This window comes from Streptomyces sp. ACA25, assembly GCF_028200735.1.
Classification (GTDB): domain Bacteria; phylum Actinomycetota; class Actinomycetes; order Streptomycetales; family Streptomycetaceae; genus Streptomyces.
On sequence record NZ_JAQKPV010000007.1, the window covers coordinates 1 to 17031 of the forward strand.

Consider the following 17031-nt stretch of genomic DNA (forward strand, 5'->3'; position numbering starts at 1 on the left):
TTCGCCGTGTCCATACGTTAGCCGATTCCCTGCCCGGTTCCTAATCGGACCGGTGGCACTGTTTTCGCACATCGAAAAGCAGTCCCAGCAGCAGTCTTCTTCGTGTGGATGCCGCTCAAGCGGCGCTCCGGCCAAGTCCCGATGATCTTGGTCCTCCAGGACAGGGTCCTGGTGCGCTTCACTTCAGGCGACTCGACCAACGTTACGACTTCGGCAGACGTGAGTCAAGCGCCTCCTTGATCACTTGCGCTGCCTGGGCCGGTGCGGCGAGTGGCGACCGACCGTCGAACCGCCATCGCTCCAGAAGCGCCCCGACAGACCGCGAGCGAGGCGCGCAGCGGATCGACGACTCAGCCGGACGGCTTGGCTCTCGGGCTCAGTCGGTACGCCGAGACCGTCGGATCATCGGCGAGGTAGAACCGGTGCGGCCAGTTGTGGGCTCTGCTGACCCCTACCCGAGGACCAACACGGATGAGCGCAGTAGGTACCGGCTCACCTCCGGACAACGTGACCGAGGTGCCCGTCAGCAGGTCTGCGGCGCTGTGCTCTGCCGTGATGCCGAGTGCCTGGCAGAAGTTCCCCGGACCTCGGGCAAGGCGCGCGCTCTCGACCTTCTCCCCCCGTCGCTTGCGCGCCAGGTCTTCACCCTCGATGACCCTGCCTGCCCGAAGGAGGACGCCCGAGGCGATGCCGTCCGTCCCGGTGGCGACGTTGGCGCACCAATGCAGACCGTGAGAGCGGTACACGTAGAGGCGCCCTGCCGGGCCGAACATCACAGCGTTACGTTCGTTGCGTCCCCGGTAGGCGTGCGAGGCAGGATCAGCCTCCCCCTCGTACGCCTCCACCTCTGTGATGCGCGCCACAACTTCACCCTCGTCGGCCCGCGTGCGGAGCAGGCATCCGAGCAGGAGGGGAGCGACTTCCTCTACGGAGCGGCTCAGATCAGGAAGGGGAAGGTTCATGCTGACCGACGTGACATGCCGTAGGTGAAGTAGACGTAGGCGTGGCCAGGGGGTCCGAACATGACGGAGCTGCGCGGCGTGGCCCCGTGGCAGGCGTGCGACCCGGGATCTGCCTGCCCCGCGTACGCCTTCACCTCGATGAACCGCACCTCGATCGTTCCGCTCGGTGCGTCGCGGACCAGAATTCGGCTCAGCAGGTCCGGGGCAACCTCCAGCCCCGGACGTTCGAGAACGTCACGGTGCAGCGCCGGGTCCATGATCATCCCAGCAGGAAGGTCATGGACCGGCCGCGCTCCTGCCACGAAGCGACCGCCTCGGTGAAGATCTCCCGCGCGGTACCGGCGCTCTCCGGTGCGGCCTGCTGAAAGTCGTCCCAGTGCGGAACGAGGATCACGCAGCCGGCCGGCGGTCCCCACCAGGAGAGGTCGGTCAGCGCGTCATGGAGAGCATCCCAGTTCCTCCCGAACGTGTCGGGGAACTCGAGCGCGCGGGCACAGCGGTCCAGGAACTCTTCCTTGCCCATCACTCCGGCGAGGTCCAGGACCGCTCCCCGCTGCCCGGCCTGCTCGGCCGCGGCCAGTGCCGCGGTGACGGCGGACGCCGCGCGTACTGCCGGCCGGTGATGGACCCCGGGGGCGGCGCTCCCTCCGGATGTCCGGGACAGTCCCTCGTCTGCCTGCTCGGGGTTGCTCATCGCTGCACCACTGCCTTGAACGAGTCGTAATGATCCTCGGTGTAGTAGAACTCCCCGCCGTCGCCGGTCACGATACGGCGGGCCCCCCGGTGGCTGAGGCCCGGCGTATCCACGGTGTACTCCCGGTAGTAGCCACGGTCCTGCTGGGGCAGGCGTCGTTCCCTGTTCATGAAGACGGTGTCGTCCTGGTCGTACGGGAACGGGCCGCCCTCCGTAATGAGATCGATGGTCTCGCGAGCCTGCCGTGGGAGCTCTCCGGGAGTGACCGTCTCCATCCCCTGCGCCCACGAAGGTGTCCCGTTCGCGGACGGTATGCCCGTCGCGGCACTGCGAGGGGAGTCGCCCTGCAGGTCACAGCCGGCGAGGAGCAGCAGTGACGCTCCGGTGAGGAACGCGAGCAGCATGCGCAGGACGTGAAACTGCCCGCGCGAGTGGTGAGTTCTGATCCGTGAATGCACCCGGCCATCGTGCCAGCCTTCCGCGCGCGATCACTACGCTGGTGGTGGCCAGTGATCCATTCGACGAGGAGGTCCTGATATGTCCGTGCCGGCCCGGCGTCCGCTCCCGCACGACTTCCATCCGCCCGTACCGTCCTTCACGGTTCTGAGCGACGATGTGCTCGACGGTCTGCCGCTGAAGGAGAACCAGCTCCACGCCGGCGGGAACACCTCTCCGCATCTGCGATGGACGGGCCACCCCGAGGGGGCCAAGAGCTTCGCCGTCAGCTGTTTCGATCCCGACGCACCGACAGGCAGCGGATTCTGGCACTGGTCGGTGTTCGACATTCCCGCGTCGGTGACCGAGCTTCCGGCCGGAGCCGGGAACGCGGACCGGGACGGCCTGCCGTCGGCCGCGGTGCAGGTGCGCAACGACTTCGGCACGCAGGGCTGGGGAGGTGCCGCGCCTCCGCCGGGCGACGGGCCCCACCGCTATGTGTTCACCGTCTACGCCGTGGACACGGAGCGGCTCGGGCCGGACTCCGACGCACCGCCCGCGAAGGTCGGATTCATGCTCCGCTTCCACACGATCGGCCGGGCGCAGCTGATCGGTGAGTACGAGATACCGGCCGAGGGCTGATCCGGGCGGTCGGCCGCGCCCCGCCGCCTTCTTCCCCCGTTCAGCCACAGGTAATTGCATTGTCCTGTCCGCAGGGCAACGGCACAGTGGAGAAATCCCGCCACGGGGGCGGGCAGGAGCAGGGAGGTGGCGGGTGCGGCAGACCCTTGTGCTCAATGCGAGTTTCGAACCGCTGTCCACGGTGTCGCTGCGCCGGGCGGTGGTGCTGGTGATGCAGCGCAAGGCGGAGGTCGAACAGGCGTACCCCGGCCTCCGGGTGCGGGCGGTCTCGGTGGATCTGCCGGTCCCCCAGGTCATCAGACTGCGGCGGTACGTGCAGGTGCCGTTCCGACAACGGGCCTCGTGGTCGCGGCGGGGAGTTCTGGTCCGGGACCGGCACCGCTGCGCCTACTGCGGCGGGCGGGCGACCACGATCGACCACATTGTGCCCCGGTCGCGCGGGGGTGGCGACACTTGGCTGAACACCGTCGCGGCCTGCGCGCGCGACAATCACCGGAAAGCCGACCGCACTCCGGCGCAGGCAGGCATGCGTCTTGTGGTGCAGCCCTTCGAGCCGACGCCCGCGGAGACTCTGCTGCTGGCGCTGGGGCTGGGTGGCGACGCTGCGCTGCCGGAGTGGCCGAGGCTTTCTCAGCCGGCCTGAGCTCCGGGCCGACTCCATCGGCGAACGGTACGGCACCGCGAGCCGCCGAGCACCGGCGGTGGGAAGGGTCCGGGCAGATCCCTCCCTCCGTCGGCAGCCGTCCGGCGGCGCCGGGCACCCGCACGCCGCGGCTCCCCTCGGACATCAGTCCAGCCGGGGCTGCTCCCGGACGGGCTTGTCCAGCCGGGGGCGGGCGTCGTCGCTGTCGCCGCCGCCGCCATTGCCGGTGATCTTGTTGAGGTTGCCGCCCAGACCCTTCAATGCCTCACCGATCTCGCTCGGCACGATCCACAGCTTGTTCGAGTCGCCTTCAGCGATCTTCGGCAGCATCTGCACGTACTGGTAGGAGAGGAGCTTCTGGTCGGCGTCTCCGGCGTGGATCGCCTCGAACACGGTGCGGATCGCCTGTGCCTCACCTTCGGCACGCAGGGCTGCGGCCTTCGCGTCACCCTCGGCTCGCAGGATCTCGGACTGCTTGGAACCCTCTGCCTGGAGGATCTCCGACTGCCGCACACCTTCGGCCTGGAGAATCGCGGCCCGCTTGTCACGGTCCGCACGCATCTGCTTTTCCATCGAGTCCTGGATGGAGGTCGGCGGCTCGATGGCCTTGAGCTCGACCCGGTTGACGCGGATCCCCCACTTGCCGGTGGCCTCGTCGAGCACCCCGCGGAGGGCCGCGTTGATCTCCTCGCGGGAGGTCAGGGTCCGCTCCAGGTCCATACCACCGATGATGTTACGAAGGGTGGTGACGGTGAGCTGTTCGATGGCCTGAATGTAGTTGGAGACCTCGTAGGTCGCCGCACGGGCGTCGGTCACCTGGTAGTAGATGACCGTGTCGATGTTCACGACGAGGTTGTCCTGGGTGATCACCGGCTGCGGGGGGAACGGGACGACCTGCTCACGCAGGTCGATGCGGTTCCGGATGGTGTCGATGAACGGGACGACGATGTTGAGGCCCGCGTTCAGTGTGCGGGTGTAGCGGCCGAAGCGTTCGACGATGGCGGCGCTGGCCTGCTGAATCACCTGGATCGTCTTGACCAGTGCGATGAATACCAGCACCACCAGGATGACCAGCACAATGATGATGGCGTCCATCGGTGTACCCCCTGCGTCGGGAAGGGCTGAAAGGTGCGGTGTCACCGGCGTGGTGACGGACCGCCATCACATCACGACAGCGGTCGCTCCGTCGATCTCGACGACGCTGACCTGACTGCCGGCCTCGAAGGTCTCGGCAGTGTCCAGGGAACGGGCGGACCAGATTTCGCCGGCGAGTTTGATCTGGCCGGAAGTGCCGTCCACCCGTTCGACCACAACGGCCGACCTGCCCATCAAGGCGTCCATTCCCGTGCTCACTTCGGGGCGCTGGGCACGGGAACGCCGGGCGATCGGCCTGACGACGAGGACAAGGGCGGTGGACACGACAGCGAACACCACGACCTGCAGCGCCACGTTATCGGTGATCCCTGAGGCGAGCGCTGCCGCGAGCGCACCGACCGACACCATGCCGAACTCCGGCATCGCCGTCAGCACCAGGGGAATTGCCAGGCCGCCTGCCGCGATGAGCCACCACACCCACATATCCACGCAACCCATCGTAGGGCCGTCGGCACTCTGAGAACAGGGGACAGCCGTGAGATCAGGCCAGAGGAAGGCCCTGCGCCGTCCAGCGGTCGCCGTGGCGCTCCACCACCAGCGGCAGGCCGAAGCAGCGGGAGAGGTTCGCGGAGGTCAGTGTCGAGTCGACCGGCCCGGCGGTCAGAACCGCTCCCTGGCGGATGAGCAGGGCATGGGTGAAGCCGGGAGCGATCTCCTCGACATGGTGGGTGACCATGATCATCGACGGTGCATAGGGATCGCGGGCGAGCCGCCCGAGGCGGCGTACCAGGTCCTCGCGACCACCGAGGTCCAGCCCGGCGGCAGGTTCGTCCAGGAGAAGCAGCTCGGGGTCGGTCATCATCGCGCGGGCGATCTGCGTCCGCTTGCGCTCACCTTCGGAGAGAGTGCCGAATGTCCGGTCGAGGTACTCGCTCATGCCGAGCCGGTCCAAGAAGGCCCGCGCACGCCGCTCGTCGATCTCGTCGTACTTTTCCTGCCAGCCCGCGGTCATGCCGTAGGCGGCGGTGAGAACGGTCTGCAGGACGGTCTGCGACCGGGGCAGTTTGTCCGCGAGTGCACTGCCGGCCATGCCGATCCGGGGCCGCAGCTCGAAGACATCGACGCCGCCGAGCTTCTCACCGAGAACATGAGCGGTGCCGCTGGTGGGAAAGAGGTAGCTGGAGGCGACGTTGAGCAGGGTGGTCTTGCCCGCGCCGTTGGGGCCGAGGATCACCCAGCGCTCGCCCTCGGCGACCGACCAGGAGATCTTGTCCACCAGAGCCCGTCCGTTGCGGACCACGGATACGTCCACCAGCTCCAGTACATCGCTCATGCGCGCGGTCTCTCCCCTTGCGGTTGGCGTTGACTGCGTGTGCTGCACAGTCCCGTGACAAAAGTACGCCACGCTGCTTCCGCCGCTGCCGTCAGGCGGTCTGTTGACTCCGCTCCCTAAGGTGGAGGTCATGCTTCATGAACCACGTGCCGGGCGGCTGGCCGCCTGGGGAAACGCCCTCCTCGCCGGCCGGGTGTCACCGGACGAGGCGGCGCAGCGGGTGGTGGGGTCCGACTCGGTGCACCGGGTCGTGGGTCTGCCGGACGAGGCCGGGCCGGTGGGACTGACCCTGGCACTGGGCCGTCTGCGAACGCTGGGGGTGGTGGGGCTTCGGGTGGCCCTGCCCGTTCCGGGGCACCCGCTGGGACTCTCCGGCCCTCCCGCGTTCAACGAGGCCGCTCTGACCGCCGGGGAAGCAGTGCCGGCCCAAGGAGCCTCCCTGGGGCTGGTGCCGGAGGTCAGGGAGGCGGGTCCGGCGGGTGACGTGCTGACTGAGGTGGTGTGGCGGTGTCTTCCCTCCCGACAGGCACCGCCGGCCGATGTGCCCTCGCTCGGTGAAGCCGAGCGGGAGCTCGCCGAAGTGCTGCGGGACGTGACCGCGGACCTGGCGGAGCTGGATGTGGCGGGTGCCGGGCCGGTGGCCCGTGCGCAGCTGGATGCCTACCGGGCACGGACGGAGCGGGAACGTCGACTGCTGGCTCCGGGGTATCCGCCGCGGGCCGTCCGGGTTCTGGAGCTGGCACAGCGGGTGGGTGCCTTGGTGACCATCGCCACGGATCCGGAGCACGGCAGGGCGGTGAGCGCGGGCCAGATCGGTGCACGGGACCGACTGCTGCGTCCGGTGGAGCGCACGGCACGGCGGGCACGGGTGGCCGCGTACAACTCCTACCTGGAGGAGCGCGAGCGGCAACAGGGCTGAGCCTCCTGTCTTCCGGGCCGGTCCGGAGCCACGGCCGGCCCGGAAGGCGGAAAGCAGGGTCCCGCGGACTCCGGTCCGCGGGACCCTGCTCCCTCACCGCTTCACCGGCAAGACCGGGTCGCGGGCGGGAGTGCTGCTCAGTTGTTGGCGCAGAAGTTGCCGAAGGCCGGGTTCAGCACACCGATGACGTCAACAGTGTTGCCGCAGAGGTTCACCGGCGCGTGCACGGGAAGCTGGATCACATTGCCGGACCCCACACCGGGCGAGTTGACCGCGTAGCCCTGAGCACCGCTGTCCGCGCTGGCGGCACCGGCGGCGGCGCCCAGAGCGGCACCGGCGGCAGCAACGACGAACGCAGCTTTCTTGGCAGTCTTCATGAAGAAAATCCTCCTGAGTTAAACAGTGCAGCGACTCCGACCCCGGAGTCGCACGCTGCTCAACGCGCGGACCGGCCGGACGACACGGGTGTACCGCACCTTGCGGCGATGTTCGAATCCGTGCGACCGGGGGTTCTGCCCGCCGCCCGTCAATTGTCCGGCGCGGCGGGGCGGCTCCGGCCGGCGTCCCGGGGGCCGGCCGGAGAACAGGGGTTCCAGTCTCCGGGCGGCGCCCGCGGAGTCCCGGGTCAGTCGCGCATGACTTCCGGTTCGTGGCGACGGAGGAATCGCAGTACCAGGAAGCCGCAGGCGACGCCGAGCGCGAGCAGCATGCTGACGTCGAGCAGCCAGACGGCCGCGTCATGGTCCCAGAGCCGGTCCGGGTCCGGATCCGCCGGGTTCCTGGTGAGGGTGTTCAGGTCGGCGGTGGCGCCCGTCCCTGCCAGCCCCCAGCGGGACGGCATCAACCAGGCGAGCTGTTCGACACCGAGCTTGCCGTGCACGGCGAAGAGTGCTCCGGTGAAGACGAGCTGCACAACGGAGATCATCACCAGCAGCGGCATGGTCATCTCGGAGGTCCGCACGAGCGAGGAGATGAGCAGGCCGATCATCATCGAGGTGAGGCCGAGGGCCACGATCACGATGGTCATCTCAATAGCCGGCGAGTTGGTGAAGATGATGCCCGACTGCGGCATTTCACGGGGCAGGAAGCCGATGGTGGCCAGGATGACACCCTGCAGCGCGGTGACCATGCCCAGGACGAAGACCTTGGACATGAGGTAGGCGGAGCGGGAGAGCCCGACCGCCCGTTCACGTTCGTAGATCACCCGTTCCTTGATCAGCTCTCGGACAGCGTTGGCGGAGCCCGCGAAACACATGCCGATGACCAGCACCAGCAGGATGATGCTGGCGTCCCCGTTGCGCTGGGCGCTGGCCGTCGGCCCGTAGCCGAGCCCGTGCTCGGCCGGGATGACCACACTGACCAGGCCGAGGATCACCGGCAGCGCCACGGTGAGGCCGAGGAAACCCCGGTCCGCGGCGATCACCGCCAGATAGCGGCGCATCAGGGTCCAGACCTGGGAGCCCCACGACTGGGCCTTCTGCCGGCTCGCGGCAGCCGGGGCGAAATGGGCGGTCTGGGCCTGGACGGCGTCGAGGTCGGCGGCGTACATCTGGTAGTGCTGCGAACCGCGCCAGCGGCCCATCCAGTCGTAGTCGCGGTAGTTCTCGAAGGCGGAGAAGACATCGGCCCAGGTCTCGTAGCCGAAGAAGTTGAGCGCCTCGTCCGGAGGTCCGAAGTAGGCGACGCCTCCGCCCGGTGCCAGTACCAGGACCCGGTCGCACAGACCGAGCTCGGCCACCGAATGGGTGACGACGAGAACAGTACGGCCGTCGTCCGCCAGCCCGCGGAGCAGTTGCATGACATCGCGATCCATCCCCGGGTCCAGACCCGAGGTGGGTTCGTCCAGGAAGATCAGGGAGGGCTTGGTGAGCAGCTCGAGAGCGACCGAGACCCGCTTGCGCTGACCGCCGGAGAGCGCGTTGATCCGCTTGGTCGCGTGATGGTCGAGCTTGAGCTCGAGGAGGACTTCCTCCACCCGGGCGTTCCGCTCGGCTTCCCCGACGTCGCCGGGGAAGCGGAGCTCGGCGGCCAGACGCAGCGCCTGCCGAATGGGCAGCGCGGTGTGCAGGATGTCGTCCTGCGGCACGAGACCTATGCGGTGCCGCAGTTCGGCGAAGTGGGTGTAGAGGTTCCGGTGGTCGTACAGCACCTCACCGTAGGAGGCGGGCCGGTAGCCGGTGAGGGCGCGCAGCAGGGTGGACTTACCGGAACCGGAAGGGCCGATGACGCCGACCAGAGACTTCTCCGGCACGCCGAAGGAGACGTCGTTGAGGATCGTCAGCCGGTCGTTGTTGACCTTGACCGTGAGGTGGCGGGCCGAGAAGGAGACCTCGCCGGTGTCGACGAACTCCTGCAGCCGCGTGCCCACCAGCCGGAAGGTGGAGTGGCCGATGCCCACGGTGTCGTTCTGGCTGAGGTCCTGCCGCCCGTTCTTGGGCAGCTGCTGACCGTTGACGTAGGTGCCGTTGTGACTGCCCAGGTCGTGGATCTCGAACCGGCCGTCGGGGGTGGCGAGAAATTCGGCGTGGTTCCGTGAGACCTGCAGGTCGGAAACGACCAGCTCGTTCTCCAGCGAACGGCCGATCCGCGTGACCTGGCCGACGGACAGCTGGTGGAAGGTGGTCGCGCTCCGTCCGGGTCCGCCCCCCTGCGGCGCCGCCACGACGGGCCGGTCGGAGGGTGGTGGCGACGAGGGCGGGGCCCCCGACATGGCTGCCGCCGGCGCCTGCTGCGGTGCCACGGCGCCCGCGGTGGTGAAGGTGAGCCGCGGGCCGTCGGTCGCGTTGCCGAGATGGACGACCGATCCGGGGCCGAGTTCCTGCTGCTGTACGCGCCGGCCCTGCGCATAGGTTCCGTTGGTACTGCCGTGGTCCTCCACCATCCAGCTCTGGCCGCCCCAGCGCACGGTGGCGTGCCGCCACGACACCCTGGCGTCCTGAAGCACCAGGTCACCTTCGGGATCCCGGCCCAGGCGGTACGCCCGGGTCGGGTCCAAAGCCCAGGTCTGTCCGTTCAATTCGAGTACGAGTTCCGGCACTCCATGCCCCACAAAGTTGTCCCCCGAGTGACCCCCGCGACAGGGGCCTTGGGATGGTGAACGTCGGTGGGGAACTATTCCAGGCACCCCGGCTCATCGGGAAGCCGACCCCCGACAAGTCACGGAGCTGGTGCAGAGTGTCAGCCGGGCCGTGACGTTCGGTCCGGTGTCCTGTCCGGAGGCCGGACAGGACACCGGAGGGCAGAGGGCACCGGCTACCGTGGTGGCACCATGATCCCTTCGCATGCGCCACTGCCCTCCGACGGCCCTGCGGGGCAGCAGCCCGGTACGGATGACCCCACCCTGCTCGTGAAGATCTTCGGCAAGGACCGGCCGGGCATCACCGCCGGGCTCCTCGACACCCTGGCCGCCTACGCGGTGGACGTCGTGGACCTGGAACAGCTGGTCACCCGCGGCCGGATCACACTGTGTGCCCTGGTCACCGCGCCGGTGCGGGCCACCGAGGGTGAGGTGCGGGCCACCGTCCACAGCTGGGCGGAGTCGCAGCACCTGCAGGCGGAGATCATCTCGGGCACCGGTGACAACCGTCCGAGGGGCAACGGACGTTCACATGTCACGGTGCTCGGCAGCCCGCTGACCGCGGAGGCTGCGTCCGCCATCGCCGCGCGGATCACCGGAACCGGCGGCAACATCGACCGGATCTTCCGGCTCGCGAAGTATCCGGTGACCGCGGTGGAGTTCGACGTGTCGGGGGTGGACACGGAGACCTTGCGGACCGAGCTGGCGACGGAGGCCGCGGGGCGGAAGGTGGACGTCGCGGTGATCGCTTCCGGGCTGCAGCGCCGCGCGCAGCGCCTGGTCGTGATGGATGTGGACTCCACTCTCATCCAGGACGAGGTGATCGAGCTGTTCGCGGCGCATGCCGGCTGCGAGGAGCAGGTCGCCGAGGTGACGTCCGCGGCGATGCGCGGCGAGCTGGACTTCGAACAGTCACTGCACGCCCGCGTCGCACTGCTCGCCGGGCTGGACGAGTCCGTGGTGCAGAAGGTGCGCGCGGAGGTCCGGCTGACTCCGGGGGCCCGCACCCTGGTCCGCACACTCAAGCGCCTCGGGTACCAGGTGGGGATCGTGTCCGGGGGGTTCACCCAGGTCACCGACGCACTGCGGGAGAACCTGGGCCTGGATTTCGCCGCGGCGAACACCCTGGAGATCGTGGACGGGAAGCTCACCGGCCGGGTGACCGGCGAGGTGGTGGACCGGGCCGGGAAGGCTGTCTGGCTGCGCCGCTTCGCCCTCGAAGCCGGAGTGCCGCTGGCCCAGACGGTGGCGATCGGGGACGGGGCCAACGATCTCGACATGCTGAACGCGGCCGGACTGGGTGTCGCCTTCAACGCCAAGCCCTTGGTGCGGAACGCGGCCGACACCTCGGTCAATGTGCCGTTCCTGGACACCGTGCTGTATCTCCTGGGGATCACCCGGGAGGATGTCGAGGCGGCGGACGCCCCCGCAGGCGGCTGAGCGGACCCGGCCGCGGCGTGTCGCCCTCCCCCTGCGGCCCGTGGCCTGCGGGGGGAGGTGCCCCCTTCGCTATCCGCGCGGGCTCCAGTAACTGACGAGGCGGGCCGTACCGAGCTCGACGGTCTTCCAGCTGCCGGTGTGGCTCAGCACGGCCATGGCCGCGGTCGGGAAGGAGCTGCGGTTCATCCGCGCGAGGGCGTCCGGCTCCGCCGCCCCTGCCAGCGCCTCGGCAAGGGCGTGCATGCCGGGGTTGTGACCGACCAGCAGCAGGTCGGTGACCTCGTCGTCGACCTCGTTGATGACGGCGATCAGCTCACCGGCAGTGGCATCGTAGAGCCGCTCGTCGTAGACGGTCCGGGGGCGCTGCGGCAGCTCCGGGACCGCGAGCTTCCAGGTTTCCCGGGTACGGGTTGCGGTGGAGCAGAGGGCGAGGTCGGGGACGACCCCGGCAGTGGCCAGCCACTGGCCGGCGGCCGGTGCATCCTTTCGGCCCCGCTCGGCGAGTGGCCGCTCATGGTCGGAGACCTGCGGCCAGTCCGCCTTGGCGTGTCGGAGAAGAACGATCCTGCGGGCAACGTCGGCGCTCATGTGCCCCAGCTTCGCACGAGCAGGGGCATCCGTCGCAGGGTGTTGAGGATCGCTCACCGGCACGGACGACATCCGGCGCTCCGGTCAGCGGACCAGCAGGCGGTGCAGCCACTCCAGGAGCAGGGCAACCGGCTCGGCTTCCGGGGCGGCCCCGGCCTCCGCGCCGGTGACCAGCAGGAACAGCAGGGCCGCGAAGACAAGTACGGGAAGGACCGGAGCCCACCACGGCAGCCGGGGGTGGAGGCGGCCGACGGCCGGCGGGCGGCGCGTGGCACAGCAGGTGGGGGACGCCATGGCGCTCGCCTCCGTCCGGTTCGTGGCTTCTCGTTCCGAGCTGCTTCAAACCTACGGAAACCCGGTCGCGGAGCCCATCCGGTCACCCACCCACTCACCCCTGAACGTGGCCCCTAAGGGATGGTGGGGCCTGCCCCACCATCCCCGGACGTCAGGGTGCCGCGATACTGGCGATCACCGCGATGACGAGGCTGATGCCGATCATCGCTCCCAGGATCAGCGCGAGCTTCTTCGGTCCGCCGGTGGGGTTCGGTTCTAGCGCGGGCATGCGGCCAGTCTCGCACCTCAGCCGCCGTCCTCGACGCAGCGGTCCCTCCCGGCGACCACCCCGACGCAGATCTGGGCGGTCATGAGCACGGCCATGAGGAGCAGGGGAGCCTGCCAGCCGCCGCTTCGGTCGTACAGGGCACCGACCAGCAGCGGGCCCGGGATGGAGATCAGATAGCCGGTGGACTGGGCGAACGCGGACAGTCTGGCCACTCCCCCGCTGGTCCGCGCGCGCATCCCGAGCATCGTGAGGGCCACCGGAAAGGCACAGTTGGAGATGCCGAGCAGCAGCGCCCAGGCCCAGGCGCCCTCCGCCGGAGCCCACCACAGTCCCGCGTAGCCGGCGAGCCCGCAGGCTCCCAGGGCCGCCACCAGCGGGCCCTGATGCCGCATCCGGGCCGCCACGCGGGGCAGGACGAACGCGAGCGGCACGCCCATCCCCATGATCACCGCGAGGAGCAGACCGGCGGTCGCGGCCGGCACCCCGGCGTCACGGAAGATCTGGGGCATCCAGCCCATCGTGATGTAGGCACCGGTGGCCTGCAGTCCGAAGAAGACGGCAAGTGCCCAGGCCGTGGCGGAGCGGGTGATGCGGATCCGGGTGGCTTCGGCGGCGGGCCCCCGGCCCGCGGGCCCGACGGTCTCCGGGGCGGCGGCCGGGCCGGGATCCGCGGGTGCCTTCCGCGTCCCGCGTCCGGCCGGGTCACGCAGCAGGACCAGGAGCCACACCAGCAGTGCCGGGGCAGCAAGCACCGCCCACATGCCGAGGCCGGTCCGCCAGTTGCCGCCGAGGGCCTGGGTGAGCGGGACGGTGAAGGCGGCGGCCCCCGCGGTGCCCAGCGCCAGTGCCATGGAGTAGAGGCCCGTCATGGTGCCGACCCGGTCCGGGAAGTACCGCTTCACGATGACCGGCATGAGGACGTTGCCGACCGCGATGCCCGCCAGAGCGAGGGCGGTGGTCGCCAGGAAGACGGCCGTGCCGCCGGCGAGCGAGCGCAGGGCCAGCCCGGCGGTGACGGCGGCCATTCCGGCCAGCACGACGGCGACCGGTCCGAAGCGGCGGGCCAGCCGGGGGGCGGTGACGCCGAACACCGCGAAGCACAGGGCGGGCACGGAGGTCAGCAGACCGGCCACCGTGGCGTTCATCCCGAGGCCGGACCGGACCTCCTCCAGGAGCGGGCCCAGACCGGATATCGCCGGACGCAGGTTGAGGGCGGCGAGGAACAGCCCGGCCGCCACCAGCCCGAGCGCTCCGGCCGGCACCGAGGAACGGGTGCGAGTGGTGTGGTTCCCTCCGGAGGGTGAATCCTTGAGGAGAACACGGTCGTGATCCGGCACTGGCATGGGCTTCCTTAGAACAACGCGACCCCTTCACCATAGAATCATGGGACGAATCCTCGCCAGCTGGATCGTCCGCACCCCTGGAGAGCTATGTCACTGACCGCCCCCCGCCGCTCCGCGCTCGCCGACCAGGTGATCACCGAGCTGCGCGGGCAGATCACGTCAGGTGCCTGGCCGGTCGGCTCGCGCATCCCGACCGAGCCGGAGCTGGTCGAACAGCTCGGAGTGGCCCGGAACACAGTCCGGGAGGCGATCCGGGCCCTGGCACACAACGGCCTGCTCGACATCCGGCAGGGCTCGGGCACCTTCGTGACAGCCACCAGCGAGCTGGCCGGGGTGATGCACCGGCGATTCGCCGACGCGGACCCACGGCACGTCGCGGAGCTGCGCAGCACCCTGGAGGCCACCGCTGCCCGGCTCGCCGCGCTGCGGCGGACGGACGAGGACATGCGGCAGCTCGACACCCTGCTCGAGCGGCGGGAGGAGGCCTGGGCCAGTGGGGAGGCCGAGCGGTTCGTGGCGGCCGACACCAGCTTCCACATGGCGGTGGTGAAGGCATCGCACAACGAGGTCCTCGAAGCCGTCTACGCCGACCTCGGTGACGTACTGCGGGACTTTCTGCGCGGCAATGTCGGCGAGGAGCTGCGCGACGAGGGGTATCTGGACCACACCCGGCTGGTGGAGGCGGTCCGGGCCGGAGAGGCGGAGAACGCGGCCAGGGAGGCCGGTTCCTACGCGCTGACCTGTCACGCGGTGACGGCGGAGGAGGAGTCGGCCTGACCGTCCCGCGCCGGTCGTGCGGGCGCGGGACGGGCGGCGGACGGCCGCCGTGGTCACCGTTGGGGGCTCAGGCCCCCATCATGTGGACACCGCCGTCGACGTGGACGATCTCGCCCGTGGTCTTGGGGAACCAGTCCGACAGGAGCGCGACCACCCCGCGGGCGGCGGGCTCCGGATCGGCGAGGTCCCAGCCGATCGGTGCGCGGTGGTTCCAGACGTCGGCGAGCTCCTCGAAACCCGGGATGGACCGGGCGGCCATCGACTTGATCGGGCCCGCGGACACCAGATTGCAGCGGATGTCGTCCCCGCCGAGGTCCCGGGCAAGGTAACGCGAAGTGGACTCCAGCGCCGCCTTGGCCACTCCCATCCAGTCGTACTTCGGCCAGGCGAACTGGGCGTCGAAGGTCAGACCGACGACCGAGCCGCCGCGCTCGCGCATCAGCGGGAGCAGCGCCGTGGTCAGCGACTTGAGCGAGAACGCCGAGACCTCGACCGCGGTGGCCACCGAGTCCCACTCGGTGTGCAGGAAGTTGCCGCCCAGGGCGTCCTGCGGAGCGAAGGCGATGGAGTGCACCACGCCGTCCAGCCCGACGCCTTCCCCCAGGTGTTCGGTGACGCGGGCCGCGAGGCCGTCCAGGTGCTCGGCGTTCTGCACGTCCAGCTCGATGACCGGCGCCTCCTTGGGAAGGCGCTTGGCGATCCGCTGCACCAGGCTCATCCGGCCGAAGCCGGTCAGCACGACCTCGGCGCCCTCCTCCTGGGCAAGCCTGGCGACGTGAAAGGCGATCGAGGCGTCGGTGAGGACCCCGGTGACGAGAATGCGCTTACCGGCCAGAATTCCGCTCATGTGTCAGTGTCCCATGCCCAATCCGCCGTCAACCGGGATGACGGCACCAGTGATGTATGCGGCCTCCTCCGAGGCCAGGAACCGCACCGCGGAAGCGACCTCCGCGGTCTGGGCGTAGCGGCCCAGCGGCACCTGCTTGACGATCTTCTCCCGCTGCTCGTCGCTGAGCACCCGCGTCATGTCCGTGTCGACGAAGCCCGGGGCGACCACGTTGCAGGTGATGTTGCGCGAACCCAGCTCGCGGGCGAGGGACCGGGCGAACCCCACCAGCCCTGCCTTGGACGCGGCATAGTTCGCCTGCCCCGCCGAACCCAGCAGACCGACCACGGAGGAGATCAGCACGATGCGCCCCCCGCGGGCACGGAGCATGCCGCGGGAGGCCCGCTTCACGACCCGGAAGGTGCCGGTGAGGTTGGTGTCGACGACAGAGGTGAAGTCCTCGTCGGACATGCGCAGCAGCAGCTGGTCACGGGTGACGCCGGCGTTGGCCACCAGTACCTCGACCGCCCCCTGCTTCTCCTCGACCTCCTTGTAGGCCCGCTCCACCTGCTCCGGGTCCGTGATGTCGCACCGCACGGCCAGGAACCCCTCGGGGGGCTCACCGGACCGGTACGTGACGGCGACCTGGTCGCCTGCGTCGGCAAGGGCACGAGCGATGGCGAGCCCGATGCCGCGGTTGCCTCCGGTGACGAGTACAGAGCGGCTCAAGAGACCACCCTTTCTCTGAGGTTCTCCCAGTCGGATACTCCGCCCCACGCTAGCCTCCGGGCAGCGGAAGCCGGGGATCGGGCCGCGACAGGGGCACCCGGCAGTGCCTGTGGGATCCCTACAGACGGCCGGGCTCGAGAACGCACTCGCACCAGACGGTTTTCCCGACTTCCCGGTCAGCGACGCCCCACCGGGAGGACAGGGCCGAGATGAGGAGCAGGCCCCGCCCGTTCTCCGCCAGATCACGCGAGTCCGCGGTCACCGTCCCCCGGCCGCCGGAGCACGCGGAAGCGCCGGCCACAGGCACGGGGCCGGTGTCCGTGCGGGTGCGGTCGTACAGGTCGGCTGTGCAGGAGGCCGCAGGGACGAGCCGCGGCCTGCGCTCGGAGCGGGCATCCGAGACCTCGATCCGTACCAGCACCCCGTCGAGCCGTCCGGCCGGCTCGACGGTGAGGCCCAGCCGGAAGTCCCGGCCCGGTATCTGCCCGTGCCGCACGGCATTGGCCGCCAGCTCGGCGACCAGCAGCGCGACCGTACCGGAGGCCGCGCTGTCGTAAGGGATTCCCCAGGCGTCGAGCCGCTCCACGGCCAGCAGGCGCGCCAGCCGCGCACCACGCCGGGTGGAGGTGAACATCATGTCGAACGTCCCGGGAAGTACCGAGAGCTCAGCACGGGGCGATTCGTCGTTCATACCTTCGAGCCTGCTCATCGGGTGGCCGCCTGACCAGCCCGCCTTCCCCACGCACCGTTGCCGGGCCGGTACATGCGGTATTGCACAGCAGGTGACAGGTGGGGCGGTTCCCCGGCAGGGTGCTCGCAGAAGGCGGCGGAATATGACAACTGCCCTGTCCCGTGGGCAGATCACGGCTGAAAAGGGTGGTCGCAGAGCCGCTGCGGGCCCTCATCCCGCCTGGCGCCGACCGGGCGGCAGATGATCCGCATCGCTCGGCAGATGCGACCCGTCACC

At 69.6% G+C, this 17031-nt stretch carries 20 protein-coding genes and 1 pseudogene; 5 read left to right on the forward strand and 16 right to left on the reverse strand.

Features of this window, described 5'->3' with window-relative positions; all coding sequences use genetic code 11:
* Positions 1-350 precede the first annotated feature (350 nt).
* The 4 genes and pseudogenes from PJ985_RS12565 to PJ985_RS12580 form a co-directional block, all read right to left on the reverse strand.
* Positions 351-962: a DNA-3-methyladenine glycosylase gene (locus PJ985_RS12565; RefSeq protein WP_271683785.1), complete on the reverse strand. Its 612-nt coding sequence runs from the start codon at positions 960-962 to the stop codon at positions 351-353.
* Between the two features lie 14 nt (positions 963-976).
* Positions 977-1219: pseudogene (locus PJ985_RS12570) on the reverse strand (DNA-3-methyladenine glycosylase); the annotation flags it as partial.
* Positions 1220-1221: 2 nt separating this feature from the next.
* A complete protein-coding gene (locus tag PJ985_RS12575; protein WP_271683786.1) occupies positions 1222-1656 on the reverse strand; it encodes a barstar family protein in 435 nt (144 codons plus the stop codon).
* Positions 1653-2060 carry a ribonuclease domain-containing protein gene (locus PJ985_RS12580; RefSeq protein ID WP_271683787.1) on the reverse strand — a complete coding sequence of 136 codons (408 nt, stop codon included), beginning with the start codon at positions 2058-2060 and terminating at the stop codon, positions 1653-1655. The genes PJ985_RS12575 and PJ985_RS12580 overlap by 4 nt, the downstream gene beginning before the upstream one ends.
* A gap of 133 nt (positions 2061-2193) precedes the next feature.
* On the opposite strand from PJ985_RS12580, the gene PJ985_RS12585 reads away from it, so the two are divergent.
* On the forward strand, positions 2194-2733 hold the full coding sequence (locus PJ985_RS12585; protein WP_271683788.1) for a YbhB/YbcL family Raf kinase inhibitor-like protein: 540 nt from the start codon (positions 2194-2196) through the stop codon (positions 2731-2733).
* Positions 2734-2866: 133 nt separating this feature from the next.
* Positions 2867-3376 (forward strand): HNH endonuclease, encoded by a 510-nt coding sequence (locus tag PJ985_RS12590; RefSeq protein ID WP_271683789.1) that lies wholly within the window; start codon positions 2867-2869, stop codon positions 3374-3376.
* 144 nt (positions 3377-3520) lie between these two features.
* Here PJ985_RS12590 and PJ985_RS12595 read toward each other — a convergent pair whose 3' ends face one another.
* The 3 genes from PJ985_RS12595 to PJ985_RS12605 all read right to left on the reverse strand — a co-directional run bounded on the left by PJ985_RS12595 (position 3521) and on the right by PJ985_RS12605 (position 5804).
* Positions 3521-4471 (reverse strand): SPFH domain-containing protein, encoded by a 951-nt coding sequence (locus PJ985_RS12595; RefSeq protein WP_271683790.1) that lies wholly within the window; start codon positions 4469-4471, stop codon positions 3521-3523.
* 66 nt (positions 4472-4537) lie between these two features.
* Positions 4538-4969 (reverse strand): NfeD family protein, encoded by a 432-nt coding sequence (locus PJ985_RS12600; protein WP_271683791.1) that lies wholly within the window; start codon positions 4967-4969, stop codon positions 4538-4540.
* A gap of 43 nt (positions 4970-5012) precedes the next feature.
* On the reverse strand, positions 5013-5804 hold the full coding sequence (locus PJ985_RS12605) for an ABC transporter ATP-binding protein (RefSeq protein ID WP_271683792.1): 792 nt from the start codon (positions 5802-5804) through the stop codon (positions 5013-5015).
* 130 nt (positions 5805-5934) lie between these two features.
* Between PJ985_RS12605 and PJ985_RS12610 the strand changes: the two genes are divergently transcribed.
* Entirely contained in the window at positions 5935-6723 is a 789-nt protein-coding gene (locus PJ985_RS12610; RefSeq protein ID WP_271683793.1) for a hypothetical protein, read from the forward strand.
* A 137-nt stretch (positions 6724-6860) separates the two neighbouring features.
* Here PJ985_RS12610 and PJ985_RS12615 read toward each other — a convergent pair whose 3' ends face one another.
* Both PJ985_RS12615 and PJ985_RS12620 read right to left on the reverse strand, forming a co-directional pair.
* Positions 6861-7100, reverse strand: a complete 240-nt coding sequence (locus tag PJ985_RS12615) for a chaplin (protein WP_271683794.1) — start codon at positions 7098-7100, stop codon at positions 6861-6863.
* 248 nt (positions 7101-7348) lie between these two features.
* Complete coding sequence (locus PJ985_RS12620; protein ID WP_271683795.1) at positions 7349-9760, reverse strand: FHA domain-containing protein; 2412 nt, start codon at positions 9758-9760, stop codon at positions 7349-7351.
* Between the two features lie 231 nt (positions 9761-9991).
* Here PJ985_RS12620 and serB point away from each other — a divergent pair, with 231 nt between their 5' ends.
* On the forward strand, positions 9992-11239 hold the full coding sequence (serB, locus tag PJ985_RS12625; protein WP_271683796.1) for a phosphoserine phosphatase SerB: 1248 nt from the start codon (positions 9992-9994) through the stop codon (positions 11237-11239).
* A 69-nt stretch (positions 11240-11308) separates the two neighbouring features.
* Here serB and PJ985_RS12630 read toward each other — a convergent pair whose 3' ends face one another.
* The 4 genes from PJ985_RS12630 to PJ985_RS12645 form a co-directional block, all read right to left on the reverse strand.
* Complete coding sequence (locus tag PJ985_RS12630) at positions 11309-11827, reverse strand: SixA phosphatase family protein (RefSeq protein ID WP_271683797.1); 519 nt, start codon at positions 11825-11827, stop codon at positions 11309-11311.
* Positions 11828-11911: 84 nt separating this feature from the next.
* Positions 11912-12121, reverse strand: a complete 210-nt coding sequence (locus PJ985_RS12635) for a hypothetical protein (RefSeq protein ID WP_271683798.1) — start codon at positions 12119-12121, stop codon at positions 11912-11914.
* A 151-nt stretch (positions 12122-12272) separates the two neighbouring features.
* On the reverse strand, positions 12273-12389 hold the full coding sequence (locus PJ985_RS12640; protein WP_271683799.1) for an SGM_5486 family transporter-associated protein: 117 nt from the start codon (positions 12387-12389) through the stop codon (positions 12273-12275).
* Between the two features lie 17 nt (positions 12390-12406).
* The gene (locus tag PJ985_RS12645) at positions 12407-13726 is read right to left on the reverse strand and encodes a CynX/NimT family MFS transporter (RefSeq protein WP_443033483.1); all 1320 of its coding nucleotides are present in this window, start codon (positions 13724-13726) and stop codon (positions 12407-12409) included.
* Between the two features lie 93 nt (positions 13727-13819).
* On the opposite strand from PJ985_RS12645, the gene PJ985_RS12650 reads away from it, so the two are divergent.
* Complete coding sequence (locus PJ985_RS12650; RefSeq protein ID WP_271683801.1) at positions 13820-14509, forward strand: FadR/GntR family transcriptional regulator; 690 nt, start codon at positions 13820-13822, stop codon at positions 14507-14509.
* Between the two features lie 67 nt (positions 14510-14576).
* On the opposite strand, the gene fabI is transcribed toward PJ985_RS12650, so the two are convergent.
* The 3 genes from fabI to PJ985_RS12665 all read right to left on the reverse strand — a co-directional run bounded on the left by fabI (position 14577) and on the right by PJ985_RS12665 (position 16755).
* The gene (gene fabI, locus PJ985_RS12655) at positions 14577-15356 is read right to left on the reverse strand and encodes an enoyl-ACP reductase FabI (protein ID WP_271683802.1); all 780 of its coding nucleotides are present in this window, start codon (positions 15354-15356) and stop codon (positions 14577-14579) included.
* A gap of 3 nt (positions 15357-15359) precedes the next feature.
* Positions 15360-16064 carry a 3-oxoacyl-[acyl-carrier-protein] reductase gene (gene fabG / locus PJ985_RS12660; protein WP_271683803.1) on the reverse strand — a complete coding sequence of 235 codons (705 nt, stop codon included), beginning with the start codon at positions 16062-16064 and terminating at the stop codon, positions 15360-15362.
* A gap of 118 nt (positions 16065-16182) precedes the next feature.
* Positions 16183-16755, reverse strand: a complete 573-nt coding sequence (locus PJ985_RS12665; protein WP_271683804.1) for an ATP-binding protein — start codon at positions 16753-16755, stop codon at positions 16183-16185.
* Positions 16756-17031: the final 276 nt, after the last annotated feature.